The sequence below is a fragment of the Streptomyces sp. NPDC053367 genome (assembly GCF_044545925.1).
Classification (GTDB): Bacteria; Actinomycetota; Actinomycetes; order Streptomycetales; family Streptomycetaceae; genus Streptomyces.
The window spans coordinates 104,310-120,048 of the sequence record NZ_JBITYN010000015.1; the positions used below are offsets into that span (position 1 = coordinate 104,310).

The following is a 15,739-nucleotide window of genomic DNA, read 5'->3' on the forward strand; positions in this document are numbered from 1 at the left end:
CGGGTTGCCGTACGCCCCCTCCGAGAGGAAAGAGTCCGGCTCCAGGCGTCCCTGCGCAACTTCCGCCGATGGGGGCGCCTGGCCCCATTTCCAGCTCTGCTGTGCCGGGGCAGGCTTCGTAGCAGTGCCCGGCAGGACTGTCGTGGATGCCTGTCACCTGTTTACGCCGGGTCGTCCCGGCGCCTGCCGAACCTGTCCGGTGTGCCAAGAGAAAAGGGAAGGGGAAGAGAGCATGGGGGAACTGGCGGACTGAGCGAGCGCTACGTGCTACAGATCGGCTGCCTGCTGCACACCGAAGCTGGAACCAGCTCGGGTGCCGCGGCGGCGACGTCCTCGGCGGTGCAGTCGATGAACCGCACCCCGGTGGCCTCGGCGTGCTCGCGTTTGGCGGTACTGCCGGTGCCGATCACACGCAGCCCGCGCCCGACAGCCGGCCGGGCGACGGCCAGGCCGACCCCGCCCCCGACTCCGTTGACCAGGACCGTGGCACGGGCCGGGAGGCCGAGCTGGTCGAGCACGTCCACCGCGGTCGTCCCGGCTACCGGCAGCGTCGCCGCCACGGTCGCGGACAGACCCTCCGGAATGCGCGCGGAGTTCAGCGCGGACAGCACCGTCGTCCCGGCGTAAGAACTTGACTGGGAACGCCACTCCGTGGGGTAGTTCACCAGGCCTGCTGCCGCCGCCCACCTCGACAGCCTGGCCACCGGTACGTCAGCGCGACGGCCCAGCCGGTAGCGGTCCGGCACGCAGCGGCGGTCCGCAGAATGCGTAACCGATTTACGCAGCAAGGTGGTTGTCATGACTGCGCACGCCCCGAAGGATCAGAGCAGCACGACAACACAGGGCGTCGGTGCGTGGGAGGGGCAGGATGGGCAGATTCCGGTTCCGGCCCAGTTACGAGGCGGTGTGCGAGGTGACGGTCGGCGACCGCCGCCTGGTGGCTTACTCCGGGCACCGCAAGGTGATCCGGCTCGCCGACCCGTCGGCCCGCGAGGACATCGCGGTGATCACCGGCTCTCGCGCATGGATACGTGCACTGTGCGAGGTCCCCGTGGACGGCGGGACGCGGTTGGCGTCCGGCGGTCGGCGCGGCGTGCTGTGCCTGTGGAACCCCGGCGCGCCGAGTGCACCCCCGGTCCGGCTGAAGGGGCATCGCGGCTGGGTGAACGCCCTGTGCACTGTGGAGGTTGCCGGGCGGGTGCTGCTGGCGTCGGCGGGCGCCGACCGCGTCGTACGCCTGTGGGATCCCCGGGACGGCAGCCTGGTGCGCGCGATCGACACCGGCTCCGGAAAGGGGTGGATCTTCGCCCTGTCCACGGTTCGGACGGGTGGCCGGACGCTGATCGCGGCGGGGCACGGCCTGGGCTCCGTGACCGTCTGGCACCCCGAGTCGGGGCAGTGCCATGCGGAGTTGATTGGGCACCGCGGCTTCGTGTGGACGCTCTGCGAGGTCTTTGACGGTGGCCGCACGCTGCTGGCCTCGGGCGGCCGGGACGGGATCGTGCGGCTGTGGGACCTGGAGGAGCACCGGGAAGCGCGGGCGCTGACGGGAGGCGGCGGACCCGTGTACGCCCTGTGCCAGGCGGACGTCGGTGAGCGCCGGATGCTCGTGGTCGGCGGCGACGGCCCCGGGACCGCCGTGCGCGACCCCTCGACGGGCGAGCACCTCGGCGCCCTGGGCATGGACCTCGCCGGCCTGCTCAGCGGACATGGCTGGGCCAGGGCGGTCTGCCAGGTACGACCCTTCGACGGGCCGCCGCTGGTTGTGACCGCTGGCTACGACGACGCCCCGCGGGTGTGGGACGTGGTGAAGGAGCTCTCATGACGGCACCGGGGCCCTTCGCGCAGAGCCGGGTGAGGTGGCAGTGAACGCCGCTTACGGCGTCGTGCTGGTGTCCCTTGCGCTGGCACTGTGGGACCTGCTGCGCATCTGGCGACACGACCCGCCCCGCTGGCGGGACCGGCTGAGCCTGGGGGTGTGGGCCGGGGTCGCCACGTTCGCCGCCGAGCGCTGGGCCCCGGGCTGGATGGCGGTCGTCGCCTGGGTGATTGCCGGGTTCTGCGTGCTGGGTGCGGTCGTGGCCACCGTCCTTCAGACCGTGGTCCCCTCCATCCCGGTGGTCGAGGAGCAGCAACTGCGGCAGCGCGTGCTCGCGGTGTGCGGACCGGACGGCCCCGAGGCGACCACGGTGGGGGTCTCAAGCACCGGATTCGTCGCTGTCCGCACGCGAGGGGAGCGCCTTCCCGTCATGGCCGCGCGGCTGGAGCGCGGCTGCCCCTTCTGTTTCATCGAGGAGATCCTCACCGCGGTCGGTGAGGACGCGCAGCGCGCTGTCGAGCAGTACCGCGGCGAGCGCTCCCGCGGCGTCAACGCCATGGCCGTGCTGACCCGCGCCACCACCGATGCCGGCCGCCGGCGAGCCGAGATCCTCCCCATGACCGGCAACCGCAAGCCGTTCCCGCATGCGGGGTGTCGCACGCACGCCCTGCTCTGATCGCCGGGCGGGCTCATCGGGACCGCGTGCCCAAAGGCGCCGAGGCACGCACTTCGCCTACAGCATGGAGGCGGCTTGCCTCGTGGCCCGGTGGAGCTCGCCCAGGGCGGTGAGGGCGAAGATCTCCGAGTGGGAGGGTGGTGGTAGGGGATGGGGCTGGGGGCGACCAACACCGCCGCTCCCCCTCTCACTCAGCGTCCGTCACCATGCCACGGGACGCCTGCGTCCGGGAGAGGGCCGCTTGGTCTGCATCGGCCGCCCGCAGCGGTCACAGGCCGTCAGCAAGGAGCGGGCTCGTCCTGGAACAAGAACCCTCCGCCTCGGGGCGGGTCGGCTCCTCGACGAACTTGCCGTACACCTCGGCCTTCATCTGTACGCGGTCCGGAAGTGTCAGCGACGTACGGGAAATGCCACTGGGCCGGGTGCTTGCGCCTGTGGCTGACACCACGTCGTGACCGTTGTCCGTGGCAGCAGCCCGCCACGGGACGACCGGCGCTGCCCGACCACCAGCGCATCACCACCAAGTCACACGAGACAGTGGTGCGAGCACTGCGAGAGGCCAACCGGAAACTGAACGAGGAGAATGAGCGGCTCCGCAGCGAACTCGCCCCAGCCCTCGGACAAGCTCCGCGATCCTTGCCGAGGCATCCCTGCTCCACACGGCCAACGTCAGCTTTCGGGGTACGGCCCGACGTCGGCGAACCGGCGGATCCGGTCCTGTTCGGCGGCCTCGTCGGAGGCGTCGAAGTGCCGTACCTGGTTCCACCAGCGGTCATGGTCGTAGCCCTCGCAGTGGTTGAACTCATGGGCTGTGCTGCGTAGCCGCTGCCACTCCCGCACGATCGCGGCCCGCTGCCACGTCTGTGGCCGCTCCACCGCGAGGAGCGTGTACAGGAGCCCGGCCGAGTCGCAGACCAGGGTGAGCAGAGACCGCATCGCGAAGGACGTCTCACCCGTCTCCCCGACCTCCTCGTACACCCGTCCCAGCTGGACGTCGAGGAACGTCTCCAAGGCGCGGACATCCTCGGGCCTGAGGTCTTCGGCGTAGGTGAGGGTGCGCTCGGACGGCGAGGTGGTCATGCAGACGGGTCCTCTCTTCCTGCGGTGCCAACTGGATCAGCTCAGGTGGCGCTGAGCAACTCTACGGAGAGGTGGCCTGACACTGTCAGCCCCATGAAAGACCAGCTCACCCCACCTACCGAGCGCAAGAGTCCATATAACGGCCTGCTCCTGAGCCTGCGACTTCTTAGCCGCCGCGCGGCGCCCGGCCTCGCCACGGGGCACAGCTTGGAACTATGCGTCGGCAGCATTGCGGCCGGTGGCGGCGGATGAGCAGTCCCGCCGCGGGAGGGGGCAGACAGGTCGCCGCTCGCGCTGGAGCATGCGCACCGCTACCGGCTCGACTGCGAGGTGACTGGTGTGGGCTTCTGGGGCGGCTGGCGAAGCCGAGGGCGTCGACGCTCGACAGGTGGGCCTGGTGCCCGTCTGTTCACCCATCTGATCTGCTGTGATGGCGGGGGCTGCGGAGGCTGAGGAGAGTGGGAGGCGCTGTCTAATCGGCCAAGCCCCTCTTTACGTCCCTGAAGGAGCTCCGCTATGTCTGAACGCAACACCGCCATCCGCAGCCTGCACGATCTTGGGCTGGCCGCCTGGTTCGGTGGCTCGCTGATGGGGGCGGTCGGTCTCAACGGTGCGGCCGAGGACGAAGGCGGCACGGAGGCGACCCGAGACCGGTTCTCGTCGTCCGGGTGGGCGAAGTGGGCGCCGGTCAATGCCGCCGCGATCGGCGCGCACCTGTTCGGTGGTGGTGGGCTGCTTGCTGTGAACGCGCACCGTGTGGCCACCCAGCAGGGTGTGGCCGCGTCCACCACGGCCAAGACCGTGGTCACCGCCGCGGCTCTGGCCGCCACCGCCTGGGCCCGAGTCCTGGGCAAGAAGGTCGAGCTGGCTTCCTCCTCCGACCCTGATGACGCCGAGAAGGCGGCCAAGCACCCGGTAGACCTGGACAAGGCGCGGCGGCAGCTGCACCTGGCGCAGTGGGCGGTGCCGGCCCTGACCGGATGCCTGGTGGTGCTCAACGCCCTGCACGGCGAACAGCAGCGCCCGAGCGAGCAGGTTCCCGGCATGTGGGAGCGGGCGCGCTCCGCGGCCCACCTGATGCCGTAAAGCCGCGCGGTACGCAGGGAGGTGGTCGGCAGCCACAGCGCCTGCCACCTCTGCGCTCCTGGTGACTGATGTGACATGTCTGCGGCAGATGGGGGCACTTGGGGAGGGCAATGGCGGACCGGGCACCCGGGGCCTGCCTCAGAGAAAGAAACAGGGAGTTGCCATGTCCACACATGCACGTGCCGCCCGCCCTGCCCGAACCCCGGTACAGCAGGCCGCGATGGTCGTGGGCGCGGTCTTCCTTCTGGTCGGTGTCCTCGGCTTCATTCCGGGCGTCACCACGAACTACGACACCATGGAGTTCGCCGCGCACCACTCCGAGGCCAAGCTGCTGGGCATCTTCCAGGTGTCTGTCCTGCACAACCTCGTGCACCTGGCCTTCGGCGTCGCCGGGCTGGCACTGGCGCGCACCGCTGCGCAAGCACGGCTGTACCTCCTGGCCGGCGGCGCCGTCTACCTGGTGCTGTGGCTGTACGGGCTGATCATCGACCACGACAGCGCCGCGAACTTCGTCCCGCTCAACACCGCCGACAACTGGCTCCACCTCGTGCTCGGCCTGGGAATGATCGCGCTGGGCGTCCTGCTCACCCGCAGGCCCGCCCCGGCACGGACCACCGACTGACCGGTGCAGGCACCTGATCCCACGCGTGCGGCCCAGTTCGGCCGCCAGTCCTGGCCGCTGGCATGGGCGCGGCGGTGGCAGCGGCCGGTTAGCGCTTCGGTGCGCGGTACGTGTCGTTCCTGTTCGTCGACGCCATCGGCCGGCGCCTGCTGCGGGTCAGTGACACGACGGCCACCAGCCGGGAGCGCGGCTCCGGTTGCGAGGCGACGGTGTGTGCGAGGCCGTGCAGTGTCTGCGGCATCTCGGCTGCGGGGCGGAGTGGCCGTGCTGAATGCGGTACCGCCCACCGCCGACAACGAGGCGCGAGACGTGTGAGATCCGCCGAAAGAGGCCACCGGCCTGTGGGGTCCAGGCGGGCGTGATCAGACGTCGAAGCGGCGGTCGGCGGGAGTCCCGCCGACCGCCGCCGTGAGAATGGCTACCCCGACCCCCGGTTCGCTAGTCACAGCCGTCCCAGCAGGTGGTGAAGAGCCTGGACCGTCTGCGTCAGGGCCGCCCTGGACGCGTTCGGTTCGCAGCCAGTGATGTTGTCGGGGTAGTCCTCGACATGAGTGACCAGGGTGTCCACCGGTCGGACCAGGGAGGAAAGGGCGGCGGCCAGGCTGTGGAGCGCGCCGCGCGGCTCTGCCTCCCGGTCAGGTCGGTGTGCTGGGCGAGCTGGGAGGCAAGGCTGCTGATCTGCGCGGCCAGTTCTTCCGGGGTCTCGCTCACCGGCGCTCCCCCGCCCCGGAGACGGAGACGGCCTCGTCGTCCGGGGGTGCTGTGCCCGGCGTGGTGACCCTCGCCGACTACCTTCAGCAGCACGGCCGCACCCGGCGGCACGAGGTGGTGCCCCCCGACAGCTTCTGGCAGGCGGCCCTCGACCACGCCCCGTGTGACGCGGATCGCCGTGCACTCGCCCAGGCGGCCGAGGACCGCGTCCGAGATCGACTCCACCCGGAACCGTCCGGCCAACCGGCCGGCTTCGCCACGCTGCACTGCTCCTGCACCGCGCCGCGCTTGTCGATGAGGCCGTGCACCAACTGTGGGGAGAGGACGACGACCCCGGTTTCTTCACCAGGTCGGCAGTGGCCGCTCTGCTGACCCGTTCCGGTCGCCTCGACGACGCCGTCACCCAGCTCTTGCGCAGCCACGACTTCAGCGGCGTCGCGCGCCTGTATGAGCAGGCGGGACGCAACGAAGAAGCTGCCACGGCCTGGCGACGTTCTGCCGACAGCGGCAACAAGTACGCACTCGACGACGCCGTACGCCTGCTGGAACGAGAGGGCAGAACCGACCGGGCCCGGCAGCTGCGACGCTACGGCTGGAACCAGGACGGCACCCTCGCCGAGCCCTGGGCCTGTCCCGACGCGTCAGCGCCCGTCGACGGTGACGAGCTCCTGCCTGCGTAAGGCAGCAGACGCATTCCTCCACGGCCTTCGTACTGGTCAAGTGCCTCTTTCGTCGGAGTGCAGGATCAGATGAATGCTCGCAGAGGTGCGGCGTGCACCATTCCCGAATGGTCCTTCGATGGCCACCGAACAAGTCGGTCGCGCTATCTCAAGCCGTCTGTTGCGGCAGAATGACCGCCTGTCGACGCGGAGAGCACCTCAAAACACTTGGACTACCGCTACCCCCGGCAGAACACCTCCGCTCGCGCGGAGAGATAAGTACGCCGACAGCACCGCTTTCGGTGTCACCAGACTTCGCCCATGCCGAAGTCTGCGTCAATCGGATATCCTGCCGAGTCGGTGGCGACCCACCGGTAGGAGCCGAGCGCGTTCAGACCGTCGTAGATGTTTGCCAACGACTCCCAGTACTCCGCTGCGTCGGATCGCGAGACCGCGGTGATCATTGCGGATACCGCGTGGGATGCAAGGCCAGCATGCACATCGATGTCCTTCCTGTATCCGCCGTGTGGATCGAACCTTCCCATCGACGCCTCTCCGGATCGCCAGGGGGTGGCAAGTGTGCTCCGAGATCATCTTCGCTCCCGATCGTGCGGAGCGTGGCACAAGGGGACGCTGTACGTAGATCACTGGTCGCGAGGCCGAAAACGGCGGTTTCTGCCCGTCGGGAGGCCGTTCGCGGCACAGGCGGCGCATGCGGCAGGCAGGCACGAGGGCTCAGGCGGGGGCAAGGTGCTAGGTGTGCTGTCCGATGGGTCAGTCCCTAGTTGCGGGTACCAGTCGGCGGGTGTCTCCTGAAGTTGCGAGAAGCTGTCCACACGGTTCCTGTGCAGTGCCGCGAGAACATACAGGACGGGTGGGGGCTTCAGTTGCTACGGGTATCCCGATCCGTGACCGACTCAAAGTCGATCACGGTGATATGACAACGGAAGTCCAAGGCAGACGATTGCCGGATCGAGCTCACCCGACAGGTGAGATGGTGGCCATGAACATCACGGTGACACAGACCAACCCACTCTCCCTGACGCTCCCGCACGTCGTGAACAATCCCGTGATCAAACCGGTGATGCAGGGTGATTTCCTCGAAGAAATACAACTGTCCGCGACAATTCATGAATTCCTGTTCAAGGTCACCAAGGACAGCCACGTGTTCTGGGTGGGTGTCGCGGTACCGTTCGGCACCACGGACTTCTCCCGCATCCAGGTCTTCTTCCACCCGACAGTCGTACAGGGGCCACCGCCGGAACCTCCCGTCGTCCATGCCAAGGATGCTGACTACCCCACATTCACCGGCGGCTGGGCCGGCAGCCTGCAGCGGTACATCGCGCTCCAGGGCAGCCAACTGGCGTCCGTCCGGCGCGTTCCGCTGCTGGTCCCGTTCACGACCATGGCCGCCCTCGGCGCCGACCGTGCGCAGAACATGTTCGGCATCGACCCGGTCGCGACCCTCAGCAATATCACGAAGGCCATTCAGGACTCGTTCGTCCCGTTCCTCCCGCCGCCGAGCCTTACGGACGTCGGCGTCACCTCGTTCAGCTCTGGCATCAAGGCCATGCGGAAGTTCATCGAGGCGATGAAACCCTCGGGGCTGATACGCGAAGTCATCGACCTCGACAGCCCTTTCATCCTCACCGAACCCGCGGAGCTGACCCCCTCCCCTGGCGCGGTGTCCAGCTGTTACACCCAGCGGTTCCGGCAAAACCCGCCAGCAGGCTATCGGTTCCTGCCGGCCAACAGCTTCTCGCAAGTGCCGAGCTTCCCCAGACCCGATGCAAGCGAACACGCGCACGCCTGTATCGGCTTCATGATGTACCACACCGCGATGATCACCAGCAGCATCACCGTGTAGTCGGAAACCCTAGGGTGTGCGGCCACTCGATCCGCTCCCGCAATTCTCACCGGGCCGCCCTCGCGTACCTGCCGACCGCCTTGGTTTGGGATGAGGTGGCGGCTGAGTTGATGACGACGTCGATCAGGTGTACGCCGAGCGTCGTCATCTTCGCGTCGGGCACGGGCGCTCCGGGCAAGGAAGCGCAGTGGAATGCCTCCTCGGTGGCAAGCGGCGATCCGCTCCGGACTGTGCCGGGCATGACGGGACTTCTCCGGTAGGCCGACGGCCGTTGGGTGAGGTCGTCGACGAGAATGAGGGCGGTGCGGGGCGCGCGGGCATGACGGAGAGTGTGTCGCCCAGCAGCCGGTCCTCCGCGGTGCGCCGCTTGCAACGGTCACCAGCACTCGGGCGTATCCGGGGAGCAGGCCAGCCTGGCAGGTGCGGGCCGGCGCCGGCACCGCGCCGTCCCCCGCGGACCCCGGCCTCATGGTCCTCGCCCTCGCCGAGGCCCTCGCCGAGCCGAATGCCGACGTCCGCAAGGCCGCCGTGGCGGCACTGAACCGGCACCGTGCCCCCGAGGACGCCCGAGCGGCCATGGCCAAGGCGACGAAGGACCCGGATGCAGACGTCAGGGCTATGCGGCCCGGGCACGGCGCCGGCACCCCTGGGCCGGCGCCGGCACCCGGGAGCCGGTCACGTCTCGCAATCGTGAGCGGTCACTCGGGCGTCACGGGCTCCTGCCGCCGACGAAGGACTTGGGCGGTGGCCCCCACATCGGCCACGGCGGGCGCCATTGGGGGGAGCCTCATGCGCGGCGGCTCGCGCCATCCCAACCGTGTCGTCAGGTTCGGCGAAGGGGCCAAGTGGCGGGCTGCTCTTCACCAGCGATCGTACGCAAAGGCCTGATCCCGGCACGTGAGGCGATCACCTCACCTGTCAGCGGTACCACCCTGAGGCATCTGACTGGGTAGCCTCCGGCTTCATGAGGACTCGGGGTCGGGGCGGGAAGCGCCGTTGGTGCGGGGGGTGTCGCTGTCGGTGGGGCGGAGGAGGTCTTCAAGGACCTGGATGGCGCCGCTGATGCGGAGCAGGGCCTCGCGCGTGCTGCTCTGCTGCTCGACCAGGCGGCGCAGTTGCTGCATGCCCGCGTGTTCGTCGCGCCTGAGCTGCTCGAGGCGTTGCGAGAGGGCCGACCGGATGTCTTCGGCCGTGTGGTCCCGGTCGCCGTCATGGGGGTGGACGTGCCGACCGGCCATGGTCTGCTGAGTCATCGTCATGCCTTCTCTTCCTTGTTTCGGAGGAGGTCGGCGCTGCGCGGCTGACCGTGCTCTTCGGGGTGCAGGTACAGGTTGCGCTCGCCTTCCGGTTTGTCCTCCTCTGTGGGTACGCGGTGGGCCTCGGCCCAGGCGTCCTGCCGAACTCCGGTGACCTGCCAGGAAATGCGGACGCCGGGTGTGTCGGTGCGCAGGCGGAACCGGTTGTCCTTGATCTCTTCGCTCACCGCGACCTGCGCGAGGGAGCCGACCGGAGTGAGCTGGTAGCGGTAGTCACGATTGAGGGCCTCGAAGTAGGCCGGCAGCACAACCGTGGCCTCCCCGGCCTCGTCCGCTGTGACAATGCCGCTGTACACGGTTGCCATGTCGGGGGACTCGACGAAGGAGTGAGACAGGTATTTGTTGGCAGGGTCCACCGGGTGGTCGATCCGGAAGCCGCCGCCGGGTTTGTCGATGAAACCAGTGACCCGCATGTTTCCGCGCACGTCCAGTTTGAACTGCGGTTGCTTCGTGCCGATCCCGATGAGGTCGTCGCCGTTGAAGGCGACGACGCCTCCGCCGCTGCGCAGGAAGAGCACGCCTTCGCCGGTGTCGCCGACATTCGAGCCGAAGAGTTTCGCCACGGCGGGGCCGTTGGGCTGGCCGAAGTCCCTGCCGAAGAAGGCGTTACCGACAACGTTGAGCTGGCCCCCGCACGAGGTGTCCCCGTCGACCATCAGTGAGTTGCCCACGGCGGCACGGCCCAAGACAGCCAGCCCGTTCTTACAGGTCACCGTGGCGGTGGTGGTGTCCATCGTGAGGCCCCACTGCGCACCGTCGTTTCCCCAGAAGCCGACGCTGCCGTTGTTCTCCATGCCGATGAACGCGCTGTCGTGCTCGCCGAGTTCGCTCTGGCGCAACCAGATGCCTGCCGAGGAGTCGCCCCCCTGGCGCACCCGCATACGGCGTGACACGTCCAGCGCGTTGCCCTCGCCGCGGCCGATCGAGACGAAGTCCTCCCCCGACCACAGCCGTGCGGTGCCGGCGAACGCGTACCACAGCCAGCGCTCCCCGTTCGAGGGGCGCTCCACGAAGCCCGTGAAGCCGCGGTCGCCGAACGAGTACCCGCTCAGTCCTCCGCTCGTGTGGACACCTTTACCCCCCACGTGCAGGGCGTAGTTGAAGTCGCTGTCGACTCCGACGGCCACCCGGCCGTCGGAGTCGACAGCGATGGCCTCGGTGTCCCCGTCGGGGTTGCTGAGGCGCCATCCTCCGTCCTCGTCGGCGTGCATCTCCCACGCCGTTCCGCTGCTGAGGGTGGCCAGTCTGATCCCCGACCGCGAGCCGAACGAGGTCACCCTCAGGCCCATGGCGTCGTCCGACTCCGAAACGATCTCCATCGGCGCCGACTCCGCAGACATCCTGACGGCCACGCTCCCGCTGCCGGTCACAGAGAGCGGGGACCTCCGTACGCCGGTGGAGTCAGAAGTGACCACGATCAGTCCGCCGTCGTCCGTCCCCCGCAGCTCGGCACCCGCTGTCTGGCCGACGCCCAGGTTGGGTTCGTCCTCCGTCTCGGTCGTCCCCCAAAGCTGGACACGCCCCGCCGCCCCCACCATCCGTCGCGCGCCGCCCTCCATGCCCCCCACGGTGGCGTCCGCGGCGACGGTCACCAGGGCCAGGACCACCTGTCGGCCCGCATCGTCGAAGCCGTCGGCCGGGAGCAGCCGCAGCCACGGCGCATGCAGCCGGGTCACCCGGTTCTCGTCGAGCCCTTCCAGCCAGGTCAGGGTGAGCACGTACGCGCCCGGAGCCAGCCCCGCCGTGGTCAGCGTCAGACCTTCCGTGCTCACATGTGCGGGATTCTCCAGAGGCTGCTGCGGGTCGGTGTCCGGTGAGAGCACGGCGAGCCCGCCATCCTCCAGCACGATCAGGTGTCCCGCGGAGTCGAGCGCGGTGCCGGTGGAGACGGTGACCTGGGGCTGCCCAATGGCCGCCGCGACCTCCAGCCCGGCCGCCACCCCCCAGCTGTTCAGGGTGGCCCCGCGTTCGGCGTCCAGCCGCAGCAGGTAGTTCTCCGTGTCCATGTGGCTCTCAGCGTGTTCCGTTTTGCCGATCCGGACACTGCCGGTGTCGAAGTTGAAGTACTCGGTGCGTTTGATCGCCATGCTGCTCACCGCTGTTCTGCTGGATCGCCATTCGATGTGACCGTCACTCGCCGAGCGTCCGGGTCACCCGGATGAAGCGACAGTGTGCCGGTTTGTACTGGCCGACGATGGACGTGATGGTGCCCATGGCCTGGTTCATCTCCCGCTTGCGCTGTGCTTCGTCGGAGGAGAGCTGGTCGGCGGAGAAGTGGATGACCACACTCATCTCGAACGGCTGGACTCTCGGCCGGTAGGTGTTCTCGTTCATGCCGATCGCCTCGATCGGTCCGGGGTCGCAGATCACCAGCCGGTCGCCGGCGACCACCATCCCGGTGGGATTGACGAAGCTCCCCGGCCCGGTGACTCGTCGCACCGAGGCGGTGTCCGTCTCGACCACGCGTACCGATGCGGGCAGGGCCCGCAGGAGGACGAAGGCCTCGTCGGCGAACTCCGGCCAGAAGGGTTTGAGGCCGGCGTCGAGCACGAAGAGGCGTCCGTCGTCCTGTCGCGCGATGGCCGTCGGAGCCACCAGGGCGTTGTCCTCCGGCAGCAGGCGTGTGTGCGTCCACTCCTGCGGACCCCGCACGAGCCGGACGAGATTGCCGCCGCCCGCGCCCTCCTCAGGCGCCGTGGCCTGGTCACCGCCGTCGCCGACGAGCAATGATCCGTCACGCTCGACGAAAAGCGACAGCGGCTCCGCGATCCGGGCGTTGTCCAGTTCCTTCACGCTCACACCGACCGGGGTCGCGTCGGGGCGGACGGTGAAGATCCTGGGAGTCGCCGCTTCCGGAGGGGACAGCCTGCGGTCGAGGACCAGCAGGTCACCGGCGTCGTCCACGGCCATCGCCACCGGGAAGACGGGTCCCGGTAGCCGCACGAGTTCCGGGACCGTGGCGGCGGTGTAGGGAGCGGGGACGGCGAAGATGCGGCCGCTGTGGTCGAGGATGAAGAGCTCCTCCGTTGGCTGTCCGGCGGTCTCTGGGCGTACGGCGACGGCTACGGTCCGGGCCAGGTTCATCTCGGGCACCAGCGGCCGCGGGACCGGGCCGTCCAGGTCGGGCCGCCCCGCTGCGCTGATCCGCCACACCCGTCGGTGGTGCACGACCCCGGCGAGCTCGGGCAGGCCGCGCTCACCGACGAAGAGGCTGCCGTCGGGTCCGGTGGCCACGCACCAGGGTCGCATCAGCCCCTCGCGCACCACTTCTCCATCCTCGACCAGCGGCCGGAACGTCGACAGTGCGGCGGGCAGCTGAGCTTCGGCGTCCGTGGGGACCGTCAGCAGGCAGGTTCCGTCGTCCACGGCGACCCGGGGCCTGACACGGCCGACGGAGTACAGATCCAGGAACGTGGCGAGGCCCGAGCGCAGCCCGCGGCGGCGGTGGATCCGGCTGATCTCGGAGGTGGCCTTGCGCTGCTGGTACTCGTCCCAGAGCGGCTCGCCCTGGAGTTCGGGGAAACGCAGCGCGACCCAGGAGGCGAGCCAGGGCAGGAACCTCTCGGGGGTGCGCCACGGGTCGTAGAGGCGATGAAGGTGCTCGACCGTCTCTGCGATCGAGACATGGAGGTGGGTGTCGTCCCGCATGTCCGATCGTTGTGTGTGCACGATCGGCTCGCCGTCCGGGATACCGGTGAGGATCTTCTCGAAGAGGCAGAGCATGCTGCCCAGGGAGATGTCCGGGGCTGCCTGATCGTCCTCCCACAGCACCGCGGGGAGGTGACGCAGATAGCTGCTACGCGGCTCCGCCATGGCAGGCCTCCTCAGTCGCCGTCCACTCGGCGGTCCACCGTCGCCGGGCCTGCGCAGACGAGTTCGTAGTCCGCCACCTGTACTGCGGCGCCGGCCGGTGCGTCCCTGAACGGCCGGCCGCCCGGATAGTCGGGGGTGCCCGGCGCGACGGTGATCCGCTCGATGAAGCCCACGTGGTCGTCGGGCATGACGGCACGGAAGAGATCAGAGCTGAACACGTGCTGGCCGACCTCCCATCCGGTGCCGGTGGTGCCTCCGCGGGTCGGGTGCAGGAAGGCGGCGATCCGCTCCCTCACATCGGTCTCGACGGCATCGAGGTCGACCCCCGCACGTATCGCCTCCCGCCACACCACCACGGACACGTCGGTGACCACGGGCAGGTAGCGCGGCCCGTGCACGAACAGCCGGACGGTCAGGTCCCGGCGTTCGTCCAGGTACCCCCGTACCATGTCGACGAGTTCGGGCGGCGGTTCGGGCCTGGCAACCCGCTCGCCCTGGTCGGGTACGACGATGACGTTCACGTTGCCGGGCGCGCGATCGATGCCGCCGAAGGTCCAGGGTGGGCCGCTCGGCGGGTGGGGTGGCAGACAGCGGCTGATGCGTACGTCGCTGGTCGCCTCGCGCGCCAGGAAGGCGAAGTCCTCGGCCGTGACCGCCCGGTCGCGGATCTTCAGTTCTTCCGGGGCCCGCCGCAGGCTCTCCTCGATCGGCTCCTCGTCGGAGCCGTCGGTGCCGGCGGCCAGGTTGGTCACGCCGCCGACACCGGCGGGCATGGCTCCGTCCACCCTGGTGCCCAGAACCACGACCCGGCCCGGGGACACGTTGCCCGACGTCCCCGAGGAGACGAACCGGTAGCGCTCGGCCCTGACCTGACTACCGGCCGGCGGAATGGATCCGCGGCCCTGCTGACGTCGGTCGTCATGGCTGCCGAAACTGATCTCACCGGTCACCGGGTCGAGCCGGTAGACCTTGCCCGCTCCCGGCAGCAGTTCTGGAACAAGCTGCCAGGTCTCCCACACGGGTGGCATGCCCTGACCGACCTGCACGACGAGGTCCGCGTAGGGGGCCTTGGGATCGGTCCGCTTGTGCAGGGGCCGGTTGCGCAGTGTGAACACCTGGAACGGTTCGCCGGTGCTTGTGCCCAGCACTTCCGGGGAACGGATCGTCAGCGCCGTATGAGCGGGGGCGGCGTTGAACAGCACGCGTCCCAGACCGATCCGCAGTTCCTCCTCGCCTTGGTTCTCGATGCCCAGACCGATCCAGAAGCGCTCCTCGTTGAAGATGCTGTTCCGCGCATGTACATCGGGCCAGTGCACGGTCGGGTTCTGCCGGGCCCAGTCCTGCGGTGCGGACAGGCGCACGTGCTCCTCGCGCAGCGTTCTGAGGCCGCTCGGCGGGGCCAGCCCGGGCCAGGCATCGGGTGCCTCCTCGCCGACGGAGTGCGTCCATGTCACCTCACCCGCCGGGGACGAAGGGAGCGGACGGTACAGGCGCGGGCGGAGCAGGATCTCGGTGCCGGGAGGGATCGGCTCCTCGAAGCCGAGACACAAGCGGGTGATGAGACCGCTGGACACGTTCACCAGCAGTCTGCCGGTCGGCGTGCCGACCAGGTCGCCGGAGACGTCGTCGTACACAACGTCTCCGCTGTCCTGGTCAAGCGTGACGAGCAGGGCGGTGGTCAGGCGTGTGGGCAGAACGGTGAGGTCCTGATCGGTCTCGAAGACGATGGGGGCCTCGCCCTCGGTGGCTACGGTCTGCGCCTGGGTACCTGCGGGCACCTCCACCGACGGCGCCCTGGTGGTGAACGTCAGGGAGGCGGCGGCGGGTGTGGCCGGATTGCGGGTGATGCCCATGAGGTTGAGGAAGGCGATGTAATTCTTCTCCGGCACCTGGTTGAGCCGGAAGATGATGCCCTCGGCCAGCCAGGCGAACAGCTCGATGAGCGTCATGCCGATGTCGCTCGGGCTGTCGTCCGTCCACCGCTCGGTGTACTTCTTCCTCAGTTCGCGCATCTCCGCCGCGAGGTCCTGCCAGGTCCGGTCGTCCAGGTCCGGCGGCAGGATGCGGCCGCGCTGGGAGTGCATGGTCAT

The 15,739-nt window shown here is 69.0% G+C and carries 13 protein-coding genes; 6 read left to right on the forward strand and 7 right to left on the reverse strand.

Annotated features, from left to right (window positions below; genetic code table 11):
• Positions 1-260: 260 nt before the first annotated feature.
• Entirely contained in the window at positions 261-665 is a 405-nt protein-coding gene (locus ACIGXJ_RS34610; protein ID WP_399654063.1) for a hypothetical protein, read from the reverse strand.
• Positions 666-868: 203 nt separating this feature from the next.
• Between ACIGXJ_RS34610 and ACIGXJ_RS34615 the strand changes: the two genes are divergently transcribed.
• Both ACIGXJ_RS34615 and ACIGXJ_RS34620 read left to right on the forward strand, forming a co-directional pair.
• Positions 869-1,825, forward strand: coding sequence for a WD40 repeat domain-containing protein (locus tag ACIGXJ_RS34615; protein WP_399654066.1), 957 nt, complete (start codon positions 869-871; stop codon positions 1,823-1,825).
• A 40-nt stretch (positions 1,826-1,865) separates the two neighbouring features.
• Positions 1,866-2,495 (forward strand): hypothetical protein, encoded by a 630-nt coding sequence (locus ACIGXJ_RS34620; protein WP_399654069.1) that lies wholly within the window; start codon positions 1,866-1,868, stop codon positions 2,493-2,495.
• A gap of 669 nt (positions 2,496-3,164) precedes the next feature.
• Here the strand turns inward: ACIGXJ_RS34620 and ACIGXJ_RS34625 are convergent.
• The gene (locus tag ACIGXJ_RS34625) at positions 3,165-3,575 is read right to left on the reverse strand and encodes a hypothetical protein (protein ID WP_399654071.1); all 411 of its coding nucleotides are present in this window, start codon (positions 3,573-3,575) and stop codon (positions 3,165-3,167) included.
• A gap of 516 nt (positions 3,576-4,091) precedes the next feature.
• Between ACIGXJ_RS34625 and ACIGXJ_RS34630 the strand changes: the two genes are divergently transcribed.
• From ACIGXJ_RS34630 to ACIGXJ_RS34640, 3 genes are all read left to right on the forward strand, one after another.
• Positions 4,092-4,661: a hypothetical protein gene (locus tag ACIGXJ_RS34630; protein ID WP_399654073.1), complete on the forward strand. Its 570-nt coding sequence runs from the start codon at positions 4,092-4,094 to the stop codon at positions 4,659-4,661.
• Between the two features lie 163 nt (positions 4,662-4,824).
• Positions 4,825-5,283, forward strand: coding sequence for a DUF4383 domain-containing protein (locus ACIGXJ_RS34635; RefSeq protein WP_399654076.1), 459 nt, complete (start codon positions 4,825-4,827; stop codon positions 5,281-5,283).
• A gap of 1,013 nt (positions 5,284-6,296) precedes the next feature.
• Positions 6,297-6,674, forward strand: coding sequence for a hypothetical protein (locus ACIGXJ_RS34640; protein ID WP_399654078.1), 378 nt, complete (start codon positions 6,297-6,299; stop codon positions 6,672-6,674).
• A gap of 284 nt (positions 6,675-6,958) precedes the next feature.
• Here ACIGXJ_RS34640 and ACIGXJ_RS34645 read toward each other — a convergent pair whose 3' ends face one another.
• Positions 6,959-7,198, reverse strand: a complete 240-nt coding sequence (locus ACIGXJ_RS34645) for a hypothetical protein (protein ID WP_399654079.1) — start codon at positions 7,196-7,198, stop codon at positions 6,959-6,961.
• Between the two features lie 458 nt (positions 7,199-7,656).
• On the opposite strand from ACIGXJ_RS34645, the gene ACIGXJ_RS34650 reads away from it, so the two are divergent.
• Positions 7,657-8,520 carry a hypothetical protein gene (locus ACIGXJ_RS34650; RefSeq protein WP_399654081.1) on the forward strand — a complete coding sequence of 288 codons (864 nt, stop codon included), beginning with the start codon at positions 7,657-7,659 and terminating at the stop codon, positions 8,518-8,520.
• Positions 8,521-9,482: 962 nt separating this feature from the next.
• Here the strand turns inward: ACIGXJ_RS34650 and ACIGXJ_RS34655 are convergent.
• The 4 genes from ACIGXJ_RS34655 to ACIGXJ_RS34670 are packed head-to-tail and all read right to left on the reverse strand — an operon-like array spanning position 9,483 to position 15,739.
• Positions 9,483-9,779, reverse strand: a complete 297-nt coding sequence (locus tag ACIGXJ_RS34655; protein WP_399654084.1) for a hypothetical protein — start codon at positions 9,777-9,779, stop codon at positions 9,483-9,485.
• Positions 9,776-11,923: a hypothetical protein gene (locus tag ACIGXJ_RS34660; protein WP_399654087.1), complete on the reverse strand. Its 2,148-nt coding sequence runs from the start codon at positions 11,921-11,923 to the stop codon at positions 9,776-9,778. The genes ACIGXJ_RS34655 and ACIGXJ_RS34660 overlap by 4 nt, the downstream gene beginning before the upstream one ends.
• Positions 11,924-11,966: 43 nt before the next feature.
• Positions 11,967-13,649 carry a phage tail protein gene (locus tag ACIGXJ_RS34665; protein ID WP_399654090.1) on the reverse strand — a complete coding sequence of 561 codons (1,683 nt, stop codon included), beginning with the start codon at positions 13,647-13,649 and terminating at the stop codon, positions 11,967-11,969.
• 11 nt (positions 13,650-13,660) lie between these two features.
• Positions 13,661-15,739 (reverse strand): putative baseplate assembly protein, encoded by a 2,079-nt coding sequence (locus tag ACIGXJ_RS34670; RefSeq protein WP_399654093.1) that lies wholly within the window; start codon positions 15,737-15,739, stop codon positions 13,661-13,663.